We start from the raw sequence: 18,022 nt of genomic DNA, 5'->3' as shown, positions 1-18,022 counted from the left end.
CCCACCGCAAGCCGTCCGGCCACCGGCGAACCCGCTTCCTCCCCGGCCGCCTCGCCGGTCGACCACGACGAGACGATCCCCACCCCCACCCGGACCCCCACCCCACACGGACGGTTCTCTCCGCCCGGCTACCGGCTGCCGGACGGACCGACATCCATCCCGCCTTCGCCCCCTCGCGGTGCCTGACCGAGGGCCGCGAACGCAACGGGCGCACCGGCCGCGAGATCGCCGTGCAGCACTCCTGCACCGACTCCCCCCAACCACGCGTCAAACTCGAAAGCTGAGCGGGCAGACCTACCGCATCCAGTGGGACCACCCCAGCAACGGCATCGGCTGCCTGGCAGTCGACGACGCCTCCACCTCCCCCGGCGCGCTGCTCGCCCCGAGAGACCGTGCAGAAAGCGACAGCCAGAAATTCCGCCTGGAAGCATCCAGCGGCGGCTTCCGGCTCCGGCCGCTTTACAGCGGCCTGTGCATCGGGTTTCTCCCCCCGGTCGAAGACGGCGCCGAGGCCATGCAGGTCGCGTGCACCGGAACCCCCGACCAGGCCTTCACCTTCACCTCAGGCTGAGAAGGCCTGGAGTGCCGTGTCTCCGCCTCTGCGCCGGCATGCTCGGCCGCCTCGCCTTCGGTGGCGACATCATCGAGACCGGCACCGACTCCTACCGCCTCACCGCCACCCGCGCCCGCGCGGAACAACAAGCCTTCGGCTGAGAAACCGCTCGGGACGGGCAGACCGTCGAGACCTACTCTTCACGCAGAAATGCCCGCAGTTCCGCGGCTACGGCCGTCATTTCTTCGCCGGCCTCGATCACGGTCGTCACGGTGCAGTTCCAGTCGCCGGGGAAGAAGCCGGATCGCAGAGTCCAGCCCAGATACACATGACCACCCGAGCCGAACGTAGCTGTCACGACCAGGTTGTTGTTGCCCCAGACCCGCTCGCCCTCCCATCCACGGAAGTCGCGCGCGAGGCCATCAAAGAACTCGCTCATGTTGTCCCAGACCGTCACGGTCACGGACTCGATCCGTGCACGCACACCGTCATCGATGGCCTCCACGGCGAAGGCGAACTCGTACTCATCCGCCCGCGACCAATCGAACAACCGGACGGAGGGTGCCAGTGCCCCCGACCTCCCGACGACGAGCTCGACCTGCCCTGGAACAACCTCGATCAGACTCACCCACCGAAGGATACGGACACCGCCAAGTCGACGTCATCGCCATTCCCGGGAACCGCAACGACTGCAAGGCGTGGGAGGAGTCCGGCGCGAAGGCCGCCGTCGGCACGACGATGACCACCGCCGACGGCGGCTATCCAGGCACCGGGAGTGGGGTCTCCTCCTGCTTGAGCGCAGCCGGCGCCTGAACGCCGCCGACGGGACGCGGGTGGAGATCCACCCGCTGAACCAGTCACTGGTGCCGCGGCGACCGTGCACGTCGACGGCTGATCCGTCGCGCGGGATTCGGCCAGGGCCTCATGGCTTTGTGCCATTTCCCGGCAACCCGCCTCCGACATCACCACGACCCCGCTACACAGGAAGGCGGGGCGGCACAGCGGCCTCACCTGTGTTCTTGGCCGATCGTGCGGGAGGTCTGGGCGGTTGCTGACCATCAACGTAGCTGTGCTGCTCGCAGTCGTCGTCTTCCTCCGGTTGCGCCGGCGGACCGAGGCCCGCAGCCGCTTCGACGAGAAGATGACCGTCGTCATCGTCCTGGCGCTCGGGATCCTCCTGGCTCCCACCCCGGTGGGCCAGGGCATCCTGAGCTTCCTGGGGCAGGTCGCGAGCGGCGTGACACAGGCCAGCCAATGAGCCCCCGCAGGCGCCGACCCGCGGCGGCCAGGCGCTCCCCGGTACGGCGGCGTACCCGTAGGCGCGGCAGGCGGCAGCGTGCGAATGAACGGCTGGTCAGGCTTCTTGTGGTCGCGGTTCTGGCCGTCGCCGTGGTGGTGGCCGTGGTCAACTGGCTGCTGGTCCACTGGTGGGTCCTGGTCGCCATCGGTGTCCTGGCCGTGCTGGGCGGTGGTGTCCGGCTCCATCAGAAGCAGCAGCGGGCACGGTGGGAGGCGGTCCGTACGCAGGGCCTGCGTTACGGCCTGCCCCAGCTGGACTCCCTGCACCACGCCCGGTTCGAGGATGCGGTACGGGAGCTGATGCACCGTGACGGCTGCCAGGACGCGGTCCGCGTCGGAGGCGCCGGTGACCTGGGCGCCGACGTGAAGGCCACCGACCCCTACGGACGGCGCTGGGTCATCCAGTGCAAACACCGCCGCAACGGCCTCGCCGGCTCCGCCGTCGGCACCCCGGACCTCCAGGTCCTCAATGGCACCGCACGCCAGGTCCACGGCGCCGACATCGCGGTGATCGTCACCAACGGCCGCGTCACGGCCCCGGCCGTCACCTTCGCCAAACAGCAGCGCCTCCACGTCGTCGACCGCGACACCCTCGGAATGTGGGCGTCCGGCTCCCGCCCCTTGTGGGAACTCCTCCGCGCCGTACCGCCACCCCGCAAACCGACCTCGCTCTCCTGAAGCCGCGCGGCCGTGCCGGCGAGAGTCGGTCCATGGAGTTTTCTCAGCTGTCTCACGAACCGCGTCGGCGGGGCCGGGAAGGTCCTCGACCTCCCGGCCCCGCCGGTTGCCTCGGTTGTTCAGCTCAGGCTGTCGGTACGTTCACCTTGGTGCGGCCCGGCACCTGCAGCGGCCCGTGGCCACCCACCGGCTCTCCGCCGGGCATCCGGGCCTTCCGAAACCGCCGGTCCTTGAGGTCCTTGAGATCCTTGCGGTCCTTGAACCGCAGGGAGAAGCGGTAGCCGAGCATCTTGAAGACGCAGAGGAGCATGTCGGAAATCCCTGCCATGGCCGACGCCTGAGAGCGCGCGATCGGTGCCGGTACATCGACCAGCACAGGGCGTCGATCTGATGAAGCAGATGCGCCGGTCGGTCAGCCGGCGAGGGCATCGGCGGGGGACATCGGCGGCGGCGCACACCGCAGCCCCGACGAGCCCCGGAACCGAACCGGGTGCATGTGATGTCCCTTCGGGGTACGTATGGGGTGTCGATTCGCAGGGAGCGGATGTGGAAGCCGAGATCGTCCAGGCAGTCGATCAGATGGGCCCGTACGTGGCCGCCGCGCTCGCCGCTTACGGCGCCAACGTCTTCTCCCGGGCCGAGGATGCCGCCGCCGATGCGGCGGTGAACACTGGACGGCAAATCCTTCTCAGGGTCTGGAACCGCATCTCACCGACGCGCCGCGCCATGCTGCAGCAGGCCGTCGAGGATGCGGTGACGACCGGGCCCGCCGCCGACGACGGAGCCGCGGCCCTGCGCATGCAGCTCAGGCACGCGATGAGCGAAGATCCCCAACTCATTGAGGAGTTGAGGAATCTGCTCGCGAGCGCACCACGAACGGTCACCGCGTCCGGGGAGCGATCGGTGGCCGTCGGCGGCGAAAACACCGGCGTCGTCAGCACGGGCGACGGAGCCCGCATCACGGTTCACGGCGGTCACACGACGGACCCGACCTCGTCATGACCGCCTCGGGCGCGCACCATGCCTCCGGGGCCCGGTCCATTGCGGCCGATGCGCTTTCAGGATTCGCCAACACCGGTGACCACGTCAGCGTCACCGTGCTGACACAGCAGGACCTCCAGAGCGCGAAGGAGGTCACCGCGCCTCCGCACTGCGGGAATCTGCCGTACCCGCCGGATCGGGCGTTCGTCGGCCGCGACGCCCAACTGACAAAGCTGTGCGAGCTGTTCAGGCCGTACGAGGGTGTGGAGCAGACCCGCTCCCACGTGGTGCACGGCATGGGCGGAATCGGCAAGAGCACCCTCGCCGTGCATTACGCGCACCGCAACCGGGAGCACTACAGCCTGATCTGGTGGATCAACGCGGACTCCCCGGCGCAGATCGATGCCTCCCTGGCCGGCCTCGCTGCGTACCTGCACCCCCAGTGGGCGGCCGGCGCCGGTGTGGAGGCGCGGGTGGCCTGGGCAAGCGTCTGGCTGCAGTGGCACCCCGGATGGTTGCTCATTTTCGACAACGTGGACGAACCGCGCGACGCCGAACCGTACCTGGGCGGGCTGACCGGCGGCCACCATCTGATCACCAGCCGCCGCGCCCATGGCTGGTCCAGCGCCCGGGCCGTCGGCCTGGACGTGCTCGACGACACCTCGGCGGCCGACCTTCTCCACGAACTTGCCTGCGGCGAGTCCCCCGACCGCCGCAGCCCGCAGTACGCCGACGCCCGCGCGCTGGCCACCGCCCTGGGCAACCTGCCACTCGCCCTCCACCAGGCCGGCGCCTATCTGCGGCAGACCGGGACGACCCTGGTCTCCTTCTACAACGACCTGGGGCTGATGCTCGACGAGGCCGCTTCCGGCATCGACCCCGAGCGCACCATCGCACGGGTGTGGAACGTGACCTTGGCCGCCATCGAGGAACAGAGCGACGCGGCGATCACTCTGTTGTATGCCCTGGCCTGGCTGTCCCCCGACGACTGCCCACGCGGACTGCTCACCCCGCTGTGCCCCGACGGACGCACACTGAACAAGGCCCTGGGCGTCCTCGCGACCTACAACCTCGTCCACCTGACGGGCCCAGTGGTGCGCATCCACCGCCTCCTGCAGCTCACCCTGCGCCGCACTCCGGATCCCGCCGGGCTGTCGCTGACGATCCTGCCCGCTGCGCGGGGGCGCGCCGAGGCAACCCGCGTCCTGCGCCACGCCCTGTACCCCGAGGGTGCGGAGAGCCCGGCACCGCAGGCGACATGGGATCTGTGCCTGTCCCACCTTTTGGTGCTGGTCTCCACGGTGCCGGACGGCTACGACGACGCTCCCGCCCTGCCGCTGTACCTCGACACCGCCGAACACCTCCACGAGCTGGACCTGGACGACCAGGCGCTGCCGCTGTGGGAAGGCATCCTGCACGTGTACGAGCGCTCGCTCCCGCCCGGCACACCCGAAGTACTCCACGCACGGCACCGCATGGCGGGGGCCCTCATGAAAAGCGGGGAGCCTCACCGGGCCCTGAGGCTCCTGGACGGGGTCGTCGCCGATCGCACGCGACTGCTGGGAGCCGACCACCCCGACACCCTGGAGAGCCTCAACGATTTGGGTGCCTGCCGACTCTTCGAGGGTGAGGTGCAGTCCGCCGAGGCGGTGCTCACTCGCGCGGCCCGGGCCCGCGAGCGCGTCCTGGGGCGAAGCCATCCCCAGACGCTCAAGAGCCGTGGCTACCTTGCCACCTGCTACGCAATGCAGCGACGGCCGGACGAAGCGGTGTCCCTTCTGGAACAGGTGGCCGCCGAAGCGGCACACGTGCTGGGCCCCGACCACCTCGACACGTTGGAGTACCGCGATCTGCTCGCCGGGAGTCTCGTGGTGACCTCGCGCCTCGACGAGGCAGTGCGCCTCCAGGAGGCCCTCGTAGCGGACTGTGAGCGCGCGTTGGGCGGCGACGACCCGCACACGCTGAGCGCCCGTACGGACCTGAGCGGGTTCTACGCCATGGCGGGGCGGACGCAGGATGCGATCGCCCTTCAGGAACGGGTCGTCCGTGACCAGGAGCGGGTCTTCGGCACCGTCCACCCCGGCACCGTGACCGCGCGCGTGTCATTGGCCGACACATACCGGGACGGTGGGCAGAAGGAGGCCGCAGCCGCCCTCCTTGAGGTGGCGGTCGCCGACTGCGTGCGACACCTGGGCGCCGACCACCCCCACACCCTCAGGGCCCGGGCCAAGCTCGCCGACTGCTACAAGAACGCCGACCGGGTGGCGGAGGCAGTCATGCTGGGGGAAGGGCTGGTCGCTGACTACGAGCGCGTCCTCGGCGCTGACCACCAGGAGAGTCTGGGAGCCCGCAGCGGCCTTGCGGACATCTACATGTGCGCCGGCCGCTTGGAAGAGGCGATCAGCCTCCACGAACAGGTCGTCGCGCACTTCACGCGCGTACTGGGCGACAACACTCTTTTCACCCTGGTGGCAGTGACCGAGCTCGCCTATGCCTACTTCCTGGCGGAGCGGTTCGACGACGTCGTACGCATCGGAGAATCGGCGATGGCAGCCCTCGGCCGCGCCCACATGCTTACCTCACACTTCCGCTACGTGCTCACCCTCTCGTACGCGAAGCTGGGAAACATGGATGAAGCCATTGCCCAGGGTGTTCAGGCATCGGAGGACTGGAAGCACATCCAGGGTGCCGACCCCTCCAATGCGCTCATCCTCCGTCGTGTCCTCAGCGACTGCTACTGGGCGGCGGGGCAACAGGAGAAAGCCATCGAGCTGATGGAGCAGCTGCTCGCCGACAGCGAGAGGGTGCTGGGCCCCGACCATCCCGACACCCTCATGTTTCGCTACAACCACGCGTGGAGTCTTGGTGCGGCGGGTGAGCGCGGGGAGGCGGCGAGGTTGTTGGCTGGGGTGGTTGCCGATCAGGCACGCGTTCTGGGCCCCGACCACCCCGACACCCTCCAATCCCGCCACCTTCACGCTGTCCTTGCCGAAAGCGCCATCCGTTGAGGCATGCGGCATGTCGGTACTCGCGGAGAAAGCCGCCGAGGCGATCGCGGCGGCGTACGTCGAGGCGGGCGATCGCGTCCGGAACCGTGATCGGCGTGGGCGATGGATACAGCGGGCGGGCATTCCCGATGCCCTGATGCGGCCGATGGGAGCCGTGGAACTGTTCGAACGCACGCAAGGCGTGGAGTGGTCCTCCTGTGACGTTCGCCCTGAACCCCCTCACGCGGGCTGCAGACCGAGCGCGGTACGGGCTTCGCCCACGAGGCGCAGCGAGCCGAAGACGACGATCAGGCCGCCGGGTCCGGCGAGTTCTGCGGCCCGGCGCAGCGCCGATGGGGTGTCTTCGGCTGTCAGGCATGGCGCCTGGCGGCCCGGGGACAGCCGACTGTGCAAGGTAGCGGTGCCCGCGGCCTCGTGCGAGCCGGTGCGGGTGAGGACCAGAGGCCAGTGGGAGGGGAGTGGGGCGAGCATGCCGACGACGTCCTTGTCGTCCATCGCGGCGAAGACCAGCACGGGCGGGCCCGAGCGACCGTCGGCGCGGGCGTGGCGCAGGATCTCCGGGGCGACGGTCGCGGCACCTTGCGGATTGGTGGCGCCCTCCAGGAGGACGCGGCCCGTCCAGTCGTCCAGCCGGGCGTGGGGGAGCAGTTCAAGGCGGCCGGGCCAGGATGTTGCCGCCAGTCGTGTGCGGAGTCGTTCGCTGTCGGGCTCGCGGATGTGCCCGCGTTCGGCCATCGCGTCCATCGCGGCGATGGCGACCGCGAGGTTGTGGTGCTGGTGTGCCCCGGACAGCGGGCAGGGCAGATCGCGGTGCACGGCGCGGGGAGTGGTGACGTCGACCAGCGTCCCCGGGCCGCGGTTGCCGTCGCGGCCGGCGGCACGGGCGGTGTAGTGGATCTCCTGGTCCATACGCCACACGGCCAGTCCCGTCCGTTCCTTGAGGACTTGCTCCGCAGCGGTGGACGCTTCGGGGGCCAGCCGTCCGAGAACGACATGGTCCCCGTCCCGCGCGGCTGCGATCTTGGCCTGAGCGATCCGGGTCAGGGAGCCGCCGAGCAGTCGGGTGTGGTCGAGCCCGATGCCGGTGAGGACCTTCACGTCCAGGCCGAGCTCCGCAGCTGCGGCCTTGCTCCCGCCGATGCCCGCCTCGGCCACCGCCAGCCTCACGCCGGCCCGTCGGAAATGTGCGGCCGCGGTCGTCGTGAAGATGCCCTGGGCCAGGACGGGCAGGCCGTGCCGCTCGATCGTCTGCCAGATCTCGGCGAACGCCGCGGTGTACTCGGCACGCGTGACAGGGACCCCATCGACCCGGATACGCTCCCGGGGCTCCTGCAGGTGCGGGCTGGGCATGCTGCCCACCCGTGCCCCGGTCGCGGCCACCGCCGACACCGCGAACGCGCAGGTCGACCCCTTGCCGTTCGTCCCCACCACCAGCATCCCGCGCAGCCCCTGCTGAGGACGGCCCAGCGCCTCCAGCAGCCTGGAGACATTCGCCTGACGCACCTCCCGAGGAAGCCCGTGGGGGTTCTCATGCATCTTCGCCAGAATGTCCACACAGCGTAAGTAGTCCACGCACCGGATCATGCCACCTGGCGCGACGGATCAGAGGCGCTGGCCGAGGGCTTCCGGGCCCTACGGTTGCTTCCCTTGTCGTAGTCGACATCTGCCCACTGGCCTGCACGCATGCCCCTGCCGAGTGCGACGCTCAGCCCCGCCAACTCAAGCACTCATCCGCCCACTCGGGCGCTCAGTCACGGATCTGGACTGCGGGTAGGGCTGTGACCTGCGGCGACCAGATCAACTGCCGCACCTGTGGGTCGAAGCAATTGAGGCCCATCGACCAAGCAACTCCCGCCGCGTAGGCGGATGCCTCCCCAGCCATGCTCCAGCGCATGGGGAAGTGGATCAGCGGCCCACGGGCCTCTTTGATCAGCGGACCAGTCGACCAAGGCGAGGCGTCGTCCTCGTCCTCGGTGAGATCGGGCCACCGTTCCAAGAGGGCGGAGACGAAGGCCGCTATTTGCTCCACCGGAGGAACCGCAGGCTCCTCCGTGTCGACGTACCGGTCGTACAGATCGGTGAAGCACCGGGCCGCAGCGGCGTCATCCGCCGGCCGCTCGCCCTCCCACACGGCAAGGTCGTAGCTCATGGGCGCAGCCTGCCACTCGTCACCGACAGCGGCACCGTCGGACCAGATCATCTGAGACAGGGGCCGGATCGCCTGAGACGAGACACCACGCGGGCCCGCGCGGCGACGGCAGGCCCGCCTGAATCCGCGCCCGCGTACACGAGCCCCTGGGTTCATCCGTCCGGGCCATCCGGTCCGTGGTCGGGCCGACCAGCGGGCCGTGGTCGGACCGGATGGCCCGGCCCAGGCGCGCCGGGACGAGCGGTTCCCCGACCTCATCCGCTCTGCAACCAGCGTTCACTGGGAACAATCCTGATCAGGTAGGGGAGAACCTGCGTCCACGCGCCGGTCGGAGGGGCGCGGACTGCGCCTGTGGCCGGTCGGCCGCCTGCTCGCGCCGGCCGGGTCCGGCCGGCACGGCGCCCTCGGCAGAGGCACTTTCCGTGCTCGTGATCGTGATCACGATCCGGGCAGTCCGCCACGCGAAAGCCCGAGACCAGAACCCGTTGTCGGGATCGGTCAGTTGTTGCGGGGTTTGCCGAACTCCTCGATCAGCACGGGATACTGCTCCCCACCGTGTCCGGCGGCGATCGAGCGGTCGGCCATCGCCTTGATCAACTTCGGCAGTTCGGCGTTGACACCCAGCGCCTCGCTCTCCTCGATCAAGTGCGCCATCGACCGCACCTCGGTCTCCAGGGCCGACACCTCGGCCGGGAAGGAGCCGCTGTCGATCTGCTCGGCATACCCAGGCAGCCATTCGGCCACACCGGCAGCGATCTGCTGGGCGAACGGCGCATACGCTGCGGCGTCGACACCGGCCGTCCTGAGCAGGGCAGTGCCCTGGAGCCAGGCGTTCAGGACGCTCCACATCATGGCCAGGCCGGCCACGTCGTACAGGGACGCCAGCCCATGGTCCGCACCGAGGTAGGTGACGGTACCGAGCGCGTCGAGTGTTGACTTGTGTGCCTCGAAGTCCGACTGCGGCCCGCTGTGCAGAATCACCGCCTCGGCGGTCCCGATCGCCGGCGGGATGGCCATGATGGCGCCGTCCAGGTAACGGGCGCCACGCTGCGCGGTCCATCGGGCGGCTTTCCGGGCCTGGGCCGAGTCGCCCGAGGTCAGGTTGATCAGCATCGTGCCGTTCAGCTCGATGCCGCTCGCGCCGAGCAGCTCGCGCATGGCCTCGTAGTCGGTGACGCAGAGGACCGCCAGGGAACTTTCCTTGAGCGCGTCACCAACCGTCGGCGCCAGCCGCGCACCCCCGGCCACCAACTGGTCGGCCTTGGAAGCCGTACGGTTCCACACGGTTGTAGGATGTCCGGCCTTCAGGAACGCGCCGGCGAGTGCCTGGCCCATTCGTCCAAGTCCGATGACTGTCACGGGCGTACTGGTTCTGTTGATGTTCATGGCAGCATCGTCAACGTTGATACCGGTGTGAAGGTCAAGCGAGGTTTTTGATGCGGATCGGGGAACTGAGTCGTCGGGCGGGCGTCAACGCCCATCAGTTGCGCTACTACGAGGCCCAGGGCCTGCTGGAGGCAGACCGCAGCGCGAACGGCTACCGCGAGTACGACGAGACCGCCGTGCTTCGGGTGAAGCAGATCCGGCACCTGCTTGGTGCCGGTTTGTCCTCCGAGGACATCGCGTACCTGTTGCCCTGTGCAGCCGGAGAGACCCCGGAGCTGCCCGGGTGTCCCGAGTTGCTGGCCGCGATGCGGTCACGGCTGCAGCGACTGGACGATCAGATGGACAGGCTCGCTCAATCCCGCGACGCCCTTGCCGAATACATCGATGCGGCCGAGCGAATGGGCAACGAGAGCTATCCACCCTTTGACGATGCCGGCCTGGAGCCCGTCCCCGCCTGAGCAGCCGGGGTACCCCGGCTTGCGGACCGTCTCGACCAGCAGCACCTCGGCGGCCTGCGAGACCACCGCCGACGGCGTCGACCTCGTGGCGATCCAGCACATGCTCGGTCACTGGACCGTCAGCTCGACCATGAGACACGTCCGGCCGTCCGCAGCCTTCATCGAGGACGCCTGTCAGCGTGCCGTCGCCAGCACTTTGGCCGAGCTGAGTGGGAAGGACACCACGGCGTGGAGATCCAATGGCGGCTGCGGACGGCCGCTGCCCAGCGCGAGGTGTGGACCGGCCCCGAACTGCGGCGACTGCCGGCCGAGAAGGCCGGCCCGGAACTGTCCTCGGCATCGGTGTCCGCCTTGTTCACCAAGAAGCCCTCGCAGGTGAGGATGACCACCCTTGCTGCGTTGTGCACCGCGCTGGAGTGCAATCCCAACGACCTGATCGAGGTCGGCACCACCCCCGTCGAGCAGCCGATCGCACCCCCTCGCCCGGTCGCCGACCTGCCCCCGGCCGCCTCGGCCCGGGGCCGGTCGATGCCGCCCCTGTGACGGCGGGCCGCGATGGGCAGGAAGCAACGGGACTGCGTCACCTGCGGCGGACCAGTCGGACAACTCGACCGCCAGCACTGCTGCCTGTGCCGGCGCCGTATGAAGGAACAGGCAGCCAGGGCACCTTGCCCCCGCGTCGGCGTCGAGTACTTCCCTGACCGTGGTGGCCATTCCCACGCCATGACGCTCGACGAACTCCGTGTGATGGTTCCGCAGCGCGACGTACCGGGGCCGTCCCGCGGCCATGCGCCCTGAGGGCTGTCCCGTAATCAGATCTGCCGACCGCTCGGCCTCAGCCGCCACTGCGGCTGCCGCGCTCGGCCGCGGACACATGGCCTTCGGCCGCGACAAGGTCTCCCGCTGGAAAGCCTGAGCACCGGATTGCGGCGGAGCTGGAGGGCGGGGCGTGCCGCCCGGGCCAGGGAGAGGAGGGGCCCGGCCGCGCGTGAGGCGGAGGGGCGCTCAGCTGAGGCCACACTTAAATGTACGTACAATTTCTGCGATATCCCAGGGGGCGGCTTGCTTGTCGGCGCCGGGCCGCCTAACTTAAATGTACGCACATTTGATCGGAGGGTTCCCTTGGTGACCAAGCAACACCACCGGACCGTGATCATCGGCGGTGGGACCGCAGGTATCTCGGTCGCGGCTCGGCTCCGCCGCGCCGGTGAACAGGACGTAGCAGTGCTCGACCCGAGCCTTCACCACTACTACCAACCGTTGTGGACGCTGGTAGGCGGCGGACGAGCGCCGCTGAAGGAGAGTGTCCGCCCGCAGGAGACCGTGATGCCGAAGGGCGTGCGGTGGATCCGCCGCGCCGCGGTCTCCATCGACCCCGAAGCCCAGGCGGTGACGCTGGATGACGCCGGCACCATCTCCTATGACCACCTGGTGGTCTGCCCCGGCATCCAGCTGGACTGGGATCGGGTACCGGGCCTGGAGGCCGGGCTCGGCAAGGACGGCCTGTCGAGCAATTACCTGCCGCACACTGCTCCCGCGACCTGGCGCTTCATCCGCGGGACCCGCTCGGGCAGCGCGGTGTTCAGCATGCCGACGGGAGCCATCAAGTGCGGCGGTGCCCCGCAGAAGATCGCGTACCTCGCCGCCGACTACTGGCGGGAACAGGGTGTTCTCGGCAAGATCGACGTCCACCTCGTGATACCCGGTGCCGCCATCTTCGGAGTTCCGGAGTTCGCGCGCGTGCTCGATGACGTGGTCCGCCGGTACGGCATCAACGTCCACTACGGAAGCGAAGTCACCGAGGTGCGTCCCGAGGCCCGCGAGGTGGTCGTCACCGAGCTGGGCACCGGAGACAGGAAGACTCTGCCGTACGACATGGCCCACCTCGTCCCACCGCAGAGCGCCCCGGAATGGATCAAGCGCAGCCCGCTCGCCGGAGCGGACGACCCGGCCGGCTACGTCGAGATCGACAAACACACCATGCGACATGTCAGGTACCCCAACGTCTGGGCCCTCGGAGACGTCGGATCGTCCCCGAACTCCAAGACCGGCGCGGCCGTGCGCAAGCAGGCACCCGTGGTCGTCGCGAATCTCCTCGCCTCGATGAACGGCCGGGAACCCACCGCCGCCTACCACGGCTACTCCTCATGCCCGCTGACCACGGCCCGCAACAAGATGCTGCTCGCCGAGTTCGACTACAGCGGTCAGCCCACCCCGTCGATCCCGGTGATCAACACCATCCGTGAACGCACCGACATGTGGTACCTCAAGCGGCGCGGCCTGCCGTTCCTCTACTGGAACCTCATGCTCCGCGGGCTCGCCTGATCCAACACCCGAAAGCGGGAACCCGACCGCCGCACCGGCCGGGGAACCGGCGGGTCGCACCCGCGGTCCCGGCCCCGGCGCACATCGCCGCCCTGCTTTCCGGCCACCTTGCCGTCGCCGCGCTGCACAGACGGCGCACGGCTCGCCCGACCTCGTCACCCGCGCCCCGGGCCCGATGCCCCGGCGCACCCTCACCGCTCATCCTCAGGAGCCCGTCATGACGAACCACACCGGACCGCTGGTCTTCGTGCAGTTCTACCTCGACTGCCTCTCCCACGCCTCGTACCTCGTCGGCGACCGCACCACCGGCCGGGCCGTCGTGGTCGACCCGCAACGCGATGTCATCGACTACATCTCCACCGCCGAGCGTCACGGCCTGACCATCGAACGGGTCCTGGAGACCCACATCCACGCCGACTTCCTCTCCGGTCACCTGGAGCTGGCCGAGCGCACCGGCGCCCGCATCTCCTACGGCTCGGCCGGCACGCTCGACTTCGACACCGACCCCCTGGACGATGGCGAGCACCTCAGCCTCGGCGAGGTCGACCTGGAGATCCTGCACACCCCTGGCCACACCCCCGAGTCGATCTGCATCGTCGTGCGCGAACATGCCGACGACGCCATCCCCTACGGTGTCCTCACCGGAGACACGCTGTTCATCGGCGATGTCGGCCGTCCCGACCTGCTCAGCGCCCGCGGCCGGTCCGCCGAGGACATGGCTCGCGCGCTGTACCACTCCACCCGGGAGCGCCTGCTCACTCTCCCCGACGACACACGTGTCTACCCGGCGCACGGGGCCGGCTCGGCCTGCGGCAAGAACCTCTCGACCGAGCTGAGCTGCACGATCGGCAACCAGCGTCTGAACAACTACGCCCTGGCCGACATGACCGAGGGCGAGTTCGTCTCCGTCGTGACCGAAGGCCAGCCCGCCGCGCCCGCCTACTTCGCGTTCACATCCGTGCGCAATCGCCAGGCCCGTCCGGTCCTGGACGAAAACACCCACGTCGTCTCCCTCGACCCGGCCGCCTTCCTCGACGCCCGGGCGCGCGGCGCCATCGTCCTGGACACGCGGGACCCGGAGTCGTTCGCCTCCGCCCACCTGCACGGCGCGGTCAACGTCCCCCTCGGCGGGCGCTTCGCCGAGCTCGCCGGCGAGGTGCTCGACGCCCAGGACAGCATCATCCTGTGCGGCGACCCGGCCACCGCGCGCGAGGCCCGCAACCGGCTCGCCCGCATCGGCTTCGACCGCGTCCTCGGCGCCTTGGCGACCCCGGTCGACGCCGTCGGCGCCGAATACCTGACCGCCGCCGTGCGCGTGGAGGCCGCCGGCCTCGATGACCGGCTCGCCAAGGACGCGGACGGCTTCGAGCTGCTGGACGTGCGTGGCCCGGGCGAAGTGCGTGAAAGCGGCACCATCCCCGGCGCTCGCCTCATCCCGCTGCCCGAACTGGTCGGCCGCCTGGACGAGCTGCCGGCCGACCAGCCGCTGACCGTGTTCTGCGCGAGCGGCAACCGCTCATCGGTGGCCGCGTCCGTACTGCGCGCCCGCGGCTTCGACACCACCGACCTGCGCGGCGGCTTCTCCGCCTGGCGCGGTGAGGTCGAGTACCCCGCCGACACGACCCCGGGTGGCGTTCCGGCGTGAGCGTGCTGATCCTCGCCCTGCTCTGCGGAGCCGTGGTCGGCCTGGCTCTCGGCGCGCTCGGCGGTGGTGGGGGTGTGCTCGCGGTCCCGGCCCTGGTGTATCTCCTGGGCGTCGCACCCGCCGACGCGGGGACCACCAGTCTGGTCGTCGTCACCATCACCTCCGTCATCGCCCTCGTCCGCCACGTCGGTACCGGCAACATCCGCTGGCGGACCGGTGTCCTGTTCGCGGCGGCCGGCGTGGTACCCGCTATCGGGGCGTCCATGCTTGCCCACCGCATCCCGCAGGCCGTGCTGACCACTGCGTTCGCCGTCCTGGCCGCTTTCGCCGCCGTGGTGATGCTGCGTGGTCTCCGCGCGGTGCACACCCGCCGGGCCCCCGTGTCCGAGGCGGCCTCGAAGGCCACCGCACCCGAGCCGGCGGTGGGATCCGGGGCGCCCTTCTCCGGCCCGCCCGGGCCCGCGGATGCGGCCGTCGTCCGGGCAGCCGGCGGAACCAGCGTGACCGCACAGCGTGCGGGCGGTCACGCGCCGGAAGAGACGGGCGGCGCCGACACCGCCGACAGCCACGTGAGGACGGTCGGCCGGGCCGGGTACCTGCGCACCGGCGCGGCCGGAGCCGGCCTGGGTGCGGTGACCGGGTTGCTGGGTGTCGGTGGCGGCTTCCTGGCCGTACCCGCCCTGGTGTCGGTGCTCCGTCTGCCGATGCGGGCGGCCGTCGGCACGAGCCTCGTGGTCATCCTCATCAACTCGGTTGCGTCCCTCGCCACTCGCGCAGCCGCCGGAGGAATGTCCCTCGACCTCGCGATCTTCGGTCCGTTCGTGGGCGCCGCCATCCTCGGCGCCTGGGACGGCAAGCGGCTGGCAGCCAAGCTCTCCGGCGCCGCCCTGCAACGGACTTTCGCCGCCCTGCTGCTCGCGATGGCTGTGTTCATGCTCGTCGACGTGATCGTCTGAGTTCCCCGCACGGCCGCGGTTGGCACACCCTGCGACGGGTGACGGCCCACACTGATCGGCTGCCACCCGGCAACGGGCAATCCGAGCCTGTCGCGCGGCCTTCGGCGTACACCACCCGCCGGCGGTACGGGTGGCGGTCACGTCCGCCGACACCCCTGCGGGCCAGGTCCACCACCTTTGCCTGGGGAACCGGTGAGCGCGGGTTTGCGTAGCCCCTGCGAATGTACGAACATTCGCCTTGCGCCAGTAGCATACGTCCCACCCCCCCCGAGCCCCAGGAGGGCAACGGTGACCTCCCGACCCGATCCCCGTCCCCTCACCCGATCCGCGGGCAAGCCGCTATGGGCACAGCTGCGCGCCGACCTGCTGCGCCGCCTCGAAGACGGCGAGTTCCGCGACGTCTTCCCCGGCGAGCACGACCTCGTCGCCGAGTACCAGGTGAGCCGGCACACCGTTCGCGAGGCACTCCGTCAGCTTCGTACGGACGGCCTCGTCACCGCCCGGCGCGGCAGGGTCTCCCGGTTCACTGCCGGACGCCCGCTGGAACAGAAGGTCGGTGAGGCGTACAGCCTTTTCCGGTCCGTCGAGGAGGTCGGCGCAGTCCAGCGCAGCGTCGTTCGTGTGCTCGACCAGCGCGCCGACGGTGTCATCGCCGCCCGCCTGGGACTTGAGGAATCCACACCGCTCGTCTACCTCGAACGCCTCCGTCTCGCCGACGAGAACCCGCTCGCCGTCGATCGCGTGTGGCTGCCTGCGGACGTGGCCCGCCCGCTCCTGGATGTCGACTTCACCCACACCTCGCTCTATGACGAGCTCGAACGCCACTGCGGCACGCGCATCAGTGGCGGCTGGGAGCGCATTCGGGCCGTCACGCCCGGCCGCGGAGAGCGCACCCTGCTCGACTGCCCGGAGTCCACAGCGCTGTTCGCGATCGACAGACTCGGTCACGACACCAGCCGACGCCAGGTCGAGTGGCGCCAGACACTCGTCCGAGCGGATCGCTTCGCCGTCGCCGCCGAGTTCTCCACCGACGACGGCTACCGGTTGGGCGCTCCGGTCCGTATGCCCTGACCCGCGATCGCTCCTCAGAGGTCCGATCCTGAGGGCTGTCCCGTAATCCCTGGCGGGCGTGCGACGACTGCCACGGCACCTCGCCGCGTTGTCGGAACGCCCGAATACATCCAGTATTCGGGCGTCCCTCCGCCTTGCGATGCACCGCGTCCGACGCCGCACGCTGATCCACCAGGGATCACGGGACAGCCCACAGGAGAACTCGGGATGGGGAATTGCGTGATGCTCAAACCTTCCCTCGTGGGGAAACGGGTGAAGGCTCGCACGGCCCCAGGATCTGGTCGATGTGGTAATCGAGCAGGCGTTGGGCGGCATCCGGTGTGCGATATCCAAGGGCGACGTCCACTCCGAGACCTGCGGCAAGTGACCAGGAGATGTCGGCGTCAAGGTGCTCCGAACCGCGAGGTTCGCTGCCTCGCTCCTGCCGGGCCGCGGTGATGAGCCCGGCGGTGAAGGAGAGCAGTTCGTCGTCACCCGGGGCAAGGACTCTGGCCATCGTCGGATCGGAAACGGCCCGGCCGGCCGCCGCGAGCGAGAACCGCATGAGGCGCACGCTGGCTTCGTCCGAACTGATCAGGGCGTGGAGGCAAGCGCTGAGGACGGCTTCCGGGCTCGTCGCGCCGGCTGCTCCGACCGCGTTCTCGATGTTCGCGTTCACGGCTCGGACGGCCCGGTCGAGCGCGTCGCGGATCAGGGCCTGCATCGAGGAGTAGTAATGCTGCACCTGCCCCATGGAGACGCCCGCTTCGTCGGCCACCTTGCGCAGTGTCACCTGCTCGATGCCACCTCGAACCGCCAGTGCCCAGACCGCCTCGACCAGACGCCTCCTGCGCTGCTCGTGATCCACAATCTTCGGCACGCTGCATCCTTCCCTACCGGTTGCCATGCAATCGCATTGCAACCGATCGCCCATCGCGTTACAGTGCAAGTGCATTGTAACCGTCCCCGGAAGCGCCTGCGGAAGCGCGGAAACCGCCCCTGACGCGGTGCTTCTGCGCGACAGCGCCATTCCAGGAAGGCATCACATGAAGTACGACATCTTTCAGGGCCTTGGTGTAGTTCTTTTCGTCCTCGGGGCGCAGGGAGCAATCCGCCAGCTCGCCGACCACGACAATGCCGGCCTGCTCGGCTGGTTACCAGGTGGATTCGCAGTCGGCGTCACTGTCCACGTTCTCGTTGCTGTGGCAGGCGCAGTTGTTGCGAGCCGGGCCCGCGGTGCCGCGAAGGCGGACGGCCGTCGCAGATGAGTCGCAGATGACAGGTCGGCTGGAGAGGTCGGGCAGTGGGCACGGTTGCGGCCTTGTGCGTTCGTGTGTGCGCCGGCACCGGCTGGGGCGTGCCGGGCTGCAGGCCGGGCCGGGTGCCTCGGTTACAGAGGGGTGAGGAGCATGAGGACCTCGTCGTGGTCCTTGCCGTCCGCGAGGCGGAGGGCGCCGGGCCAGCGGCCTGTCTCTTTCCAGCCCAGCCGCCCGTAGAAGGTTTCCAGGCCGATGCCGCCGCGGGCGGCGAGGTG

The 18,022-nt window shown here is 69.5% G+C and carries 17 protein-coding genes and 2 pseudogenes; 13 read left to right on the top strand and 6 right to left on the bottom strand.

Annotated features, from left to right (window positions below; all coding sequences use genetic code 11):
- Positions 1 to 594: 594 nt before the first annotated feature.
- Positions 595 to 714, top strand: a pseudogene (locus ACFYY1_RS28790) (AAA family ATPase); the annotation flags it as partial.
- 32 nt (positions 715 to 746) lie between these two features.
- Here the strand turns inward: ACFYY1_RS28790 and ACFYY1_RS28785 are convergent.
- A complete protein-coding gene (locus ACFYY1_RS28785) occupies positions 747 to 1,181 on the bottom strand; it encodes a DUF6228 family protein (protein WP_388590781.1) in 435 nt (144 codons plus the stop codon).
- A gap of 41 nt (positions 1,182 to 1,222) precedes the next feature.
- Here ACFYY1_RS28785 and ACFYY1_RS28780 point away from each other — a divergent pair.
- The 3 genes and pseudogenes from ACFYY1_RS28780 to ACFYY1_RS28770 form a co-directional block, all read left to right on the top strand.
- A pseudogene (locus ACFYY1_RS28780) lies at positions 1,223 to 1,327 on the top strand (IS5/IS1182 family transposase); the annotation flags it as partial.
- A gap of 274 nt (positions 1,328 to 1,601) precedes the next feature.
- Positions 1,602 to 1,811 carry a hypothetical protein gene (locus tag ACFYY1_RS28775; RefSeq protein ID WP_388590780.1) on the top strand — a complete coding sequence of 70 codons (210 nt, stop codon included), beginning with the start codon at positions 1,602 to 1,604 and terminating at the stop codon, positions 1,809 to 1,811.
- Entirely contained in the window at positions 1,808 to 2,530 is a 723-nt protein-coding gene (locus tag ACFYY1_RS28770) for a restriction endonuclease (protein ID WP_388590778.1), read from the top strand. Before ACFYY1_RS28775 ends, ACFYY1_RS28770 begins: the two co-directional genes overlap by 4 nt.
- A 124-nt stretch (positions 2,531 to 2,654) precedes the next feature.
- Here ACFYY1_RS28770 and ACFYY1_RS28765 read toward each other — a convergent pair whose 3' ends face one another.
- Positions 2,655 to 2,858: a hypothetical protein gene (locus tag ACFYY1_RS28765; protein ID WP_388590777.1), complete on the bottom strand. Its 204-nt coding sequence runs from the start codon at positions 2,856 to 2,858 to the stop codon at positions 2,655 to 2,657.
- Between the two features lie 218 nt (positions 2,859 to 3,076).
- Here ACFYY1_RS28765 and ACFYY1_RS28760 point away from each other — a divergent pair, with 218 nt between their 5' ends.
- Both ACFYY1_RS28760 and fxsT read left to right on the top strand, forming a co-directional pair.
- A complete protein-coding gene (locus ACFYY1_RS28760) occupies positions 3,077 to 3,532 on the top strand; it encodes a hypothetical protein (protein WP_388590775.1) in 456 nt (151 codons plus the stop codon).
- The gene (gene fxsT / locus ACFYY1_RS28755) at positions 3,529 to 6,519 is read left to right on the top strand and encodes an FxSxx-COOH system tetratricopeptide repeat protein (RefSeq protein WP_388590773.1); all 2,991 of its coding nucleotides are present in this window, start codon (positions 3,529 to 3,531) and stop codon (positions 6,517 to 6,519) included. The genes ACFYY1_RS28760 and fxsT overlap by 4 nt, the downstream gene beginning before the upstream one ends.
- 219 nt (positions 6,520 to 6,738) lie before the next feature.
- On the opposite strand, the gene ACFYY1_RS28750 is transcribed toward fxsT, so the two are convergent.
- The 3 genes from ACFYY1_RS28750 to ACFYY1_RS28740 form a co-directional block, all read right to left on the bottom strand.
- Positions 6,739 to 8,055: a bifunctional folylpolyglutamate synthase/dihydrofolate synthase gene (locus ACFYY1_RS28750; protein ID WP_388590771.1), complete on the bottom strand. Its 1,317-nt coding sequence runs from the start codon at positions 8,053 to 8,055 to the stop codon at positions 6,739 to 6,741.
- A 211-nt stretch (positions 8,056 to 8,266) separates the two neighbouring features.
- Positions 8,267 to 8,719 (bottom strand): hypothetical protein, encoded by a 453-nt coding sequence (locus ACFYY1_RS28745; RefSeq protein WP_388590770.1) that lies wholly within the window; start codon positions 8,717 to 8,719, stop codon positions 8,267 to 8,269.
- 447 nt (positions 8,720 to 9,166) lie between these two features.
- Positions 9,167 to 10,054 (bottom strand): NAD(P)-dependent oxidoreductase, encoded by an 888-nt coding sequence (locus tag ACFYY1_RS28740; protein WP_388590769.1) that lies wholly within the window; start codon positions 10,052 to 10,054, stop codon positions 9,167 to 9,169.
- 50 nt (positions 10,055 to 10,104) lie between these two features.
- Here ACFYY1_RS28740 and ACFYY1_RS28735 point away from each other — a divergent pair, with 50 nt between their 5' ends.
- The 6 genes from ACFYY1_RS28735 (at position 10,105) to ACFYY1_RS28710 (ending at position 16,509) form a co-directional block, all read left to right on the top strand.
- Positions 10,105 to 10,512 (top strand): MerR family transcriptional regulator, encoded by a 408-nt coding sequence (locus ACFYY1_RS28735; protein WP_388590767.1) that lies wholly within the window; start codon positions 10,105 to 10,107, stop codon positions 10,510 to 10,512.
- A gap of 228 nt (positions 10,513 to 10,740) precedes the next feature.
- The gene (locus ACFYY1_RS28730; protein WP_388590766.1) at positions 10,741 to 11,055 is read left to right on the top strand and encodes a helix-turn-helix domain-containing protein; all 315 of its coding nucleotides are present in this window, start codon (positions 10,741 to 10,743) and stop codon (positions 11,053 to 11,055) included.
- Positions 11,056 to 11,634: 579 nt separating this feature from the next.
- Positions 11,635 to 12,837, top strand: coding sequence for an FAD/NAD(P)-binding oxidoreductase (locus tag ACFYY1_RS28725; RefSeq protein WP_388590765.1), 1,203 nt, complete (start codon positions 11,635 to 11,637; stop codon positions 12,835 to 12,837).
- A gap of 217 nt (positions 12,838 to 13,054) precedes the next feature.
- Positions 13,055 to 14,482 carry a rhodanese-like domain-containing protein gene (locus ACFYY1_RS28720; protein ID WP_388590763.1) on the top strand — a complete coding sequence of 476 codons (1,428 nt, stop codon included), beginning with the start codon at positions 13,055 to 13,057 and terminating at the stop codon, positions 14,480 to 14,482.
- A complete protein-coding gene (locus ACFYY1_RS28715; RefSeq protein ID WP_388590761.1) occupies positions 14,479 to 15,438 on the top strand; it encodes a sulfite exporter TauE/SafE family protein in 960 nt (319 codons plus the stop codon). The genes ACFYY1_RS28720 and ACFYY1_RS28715 overlap by 4 nt, the downstream gene beginning before the upstream one ends.
- Before the next feature lie 288 nt (positions 15,439 to 15,726).
- Positions 15,727 to 16,509, top strand: coding sequence for a GntR family transcriptional regulator (locus tag ACFYY1_RS28710; protein WP_388590759.1), 783 nt, complete (start codon positions 15,727 to 15,729; stop codon positions 16,507 to 16,509).
- 226 nt (positions 16,510 to 16,735) lie between these two features.
- Here ACFYY1_RS28710 and ACFYY1_RS28705 read toward each other — a convergent pair whose 3' ends face one another.
- Positions 16,736 to 17,368 carry a TetR/AcrR family transcriptional regulator gene (locus ACFYY1_RS28705; protein WP_388590758.1) on the bottom strand — a complete coding sequence of 211 codons (633 nt, stop codon included), beginning with the start codon at positions 17,366 to 17,368 and terminating at the stop codon, positions 16,736 to 16,738.
- A gap of 166 nt (positions 17,369 to 17,534) precedes the next feature.
- Between ACFYY1_RS28705 and ACFYY1_RS28700 the strand changes: the two genes are divergently transcribed.
- A complete protein-coding gene (locus ACFYY1_RS28700; RefSeq protein WP_388590756.1) occupies positions 17,535 to 17,756 on the top strand; it encodes a hypothetical protein in 222 nt (73 codons plus the stop codon).
- Positions 17,757 to 18,022: the final 266 nt, after the last annotated feature.

The organism is Streptomyces sp. NPDC001890, from assembly GCF_042891445.1.
GTDB lineage: Bacteria > Actinomycetota > Actinomycetes > Streptomycetales > Streptomycetaceae > Streptomyces.
The sequence above is the reverse complement of the archived record's forward strand: the minus strand, read 5'-3'. Positions and strand labels throughout refer to the sequence as shown.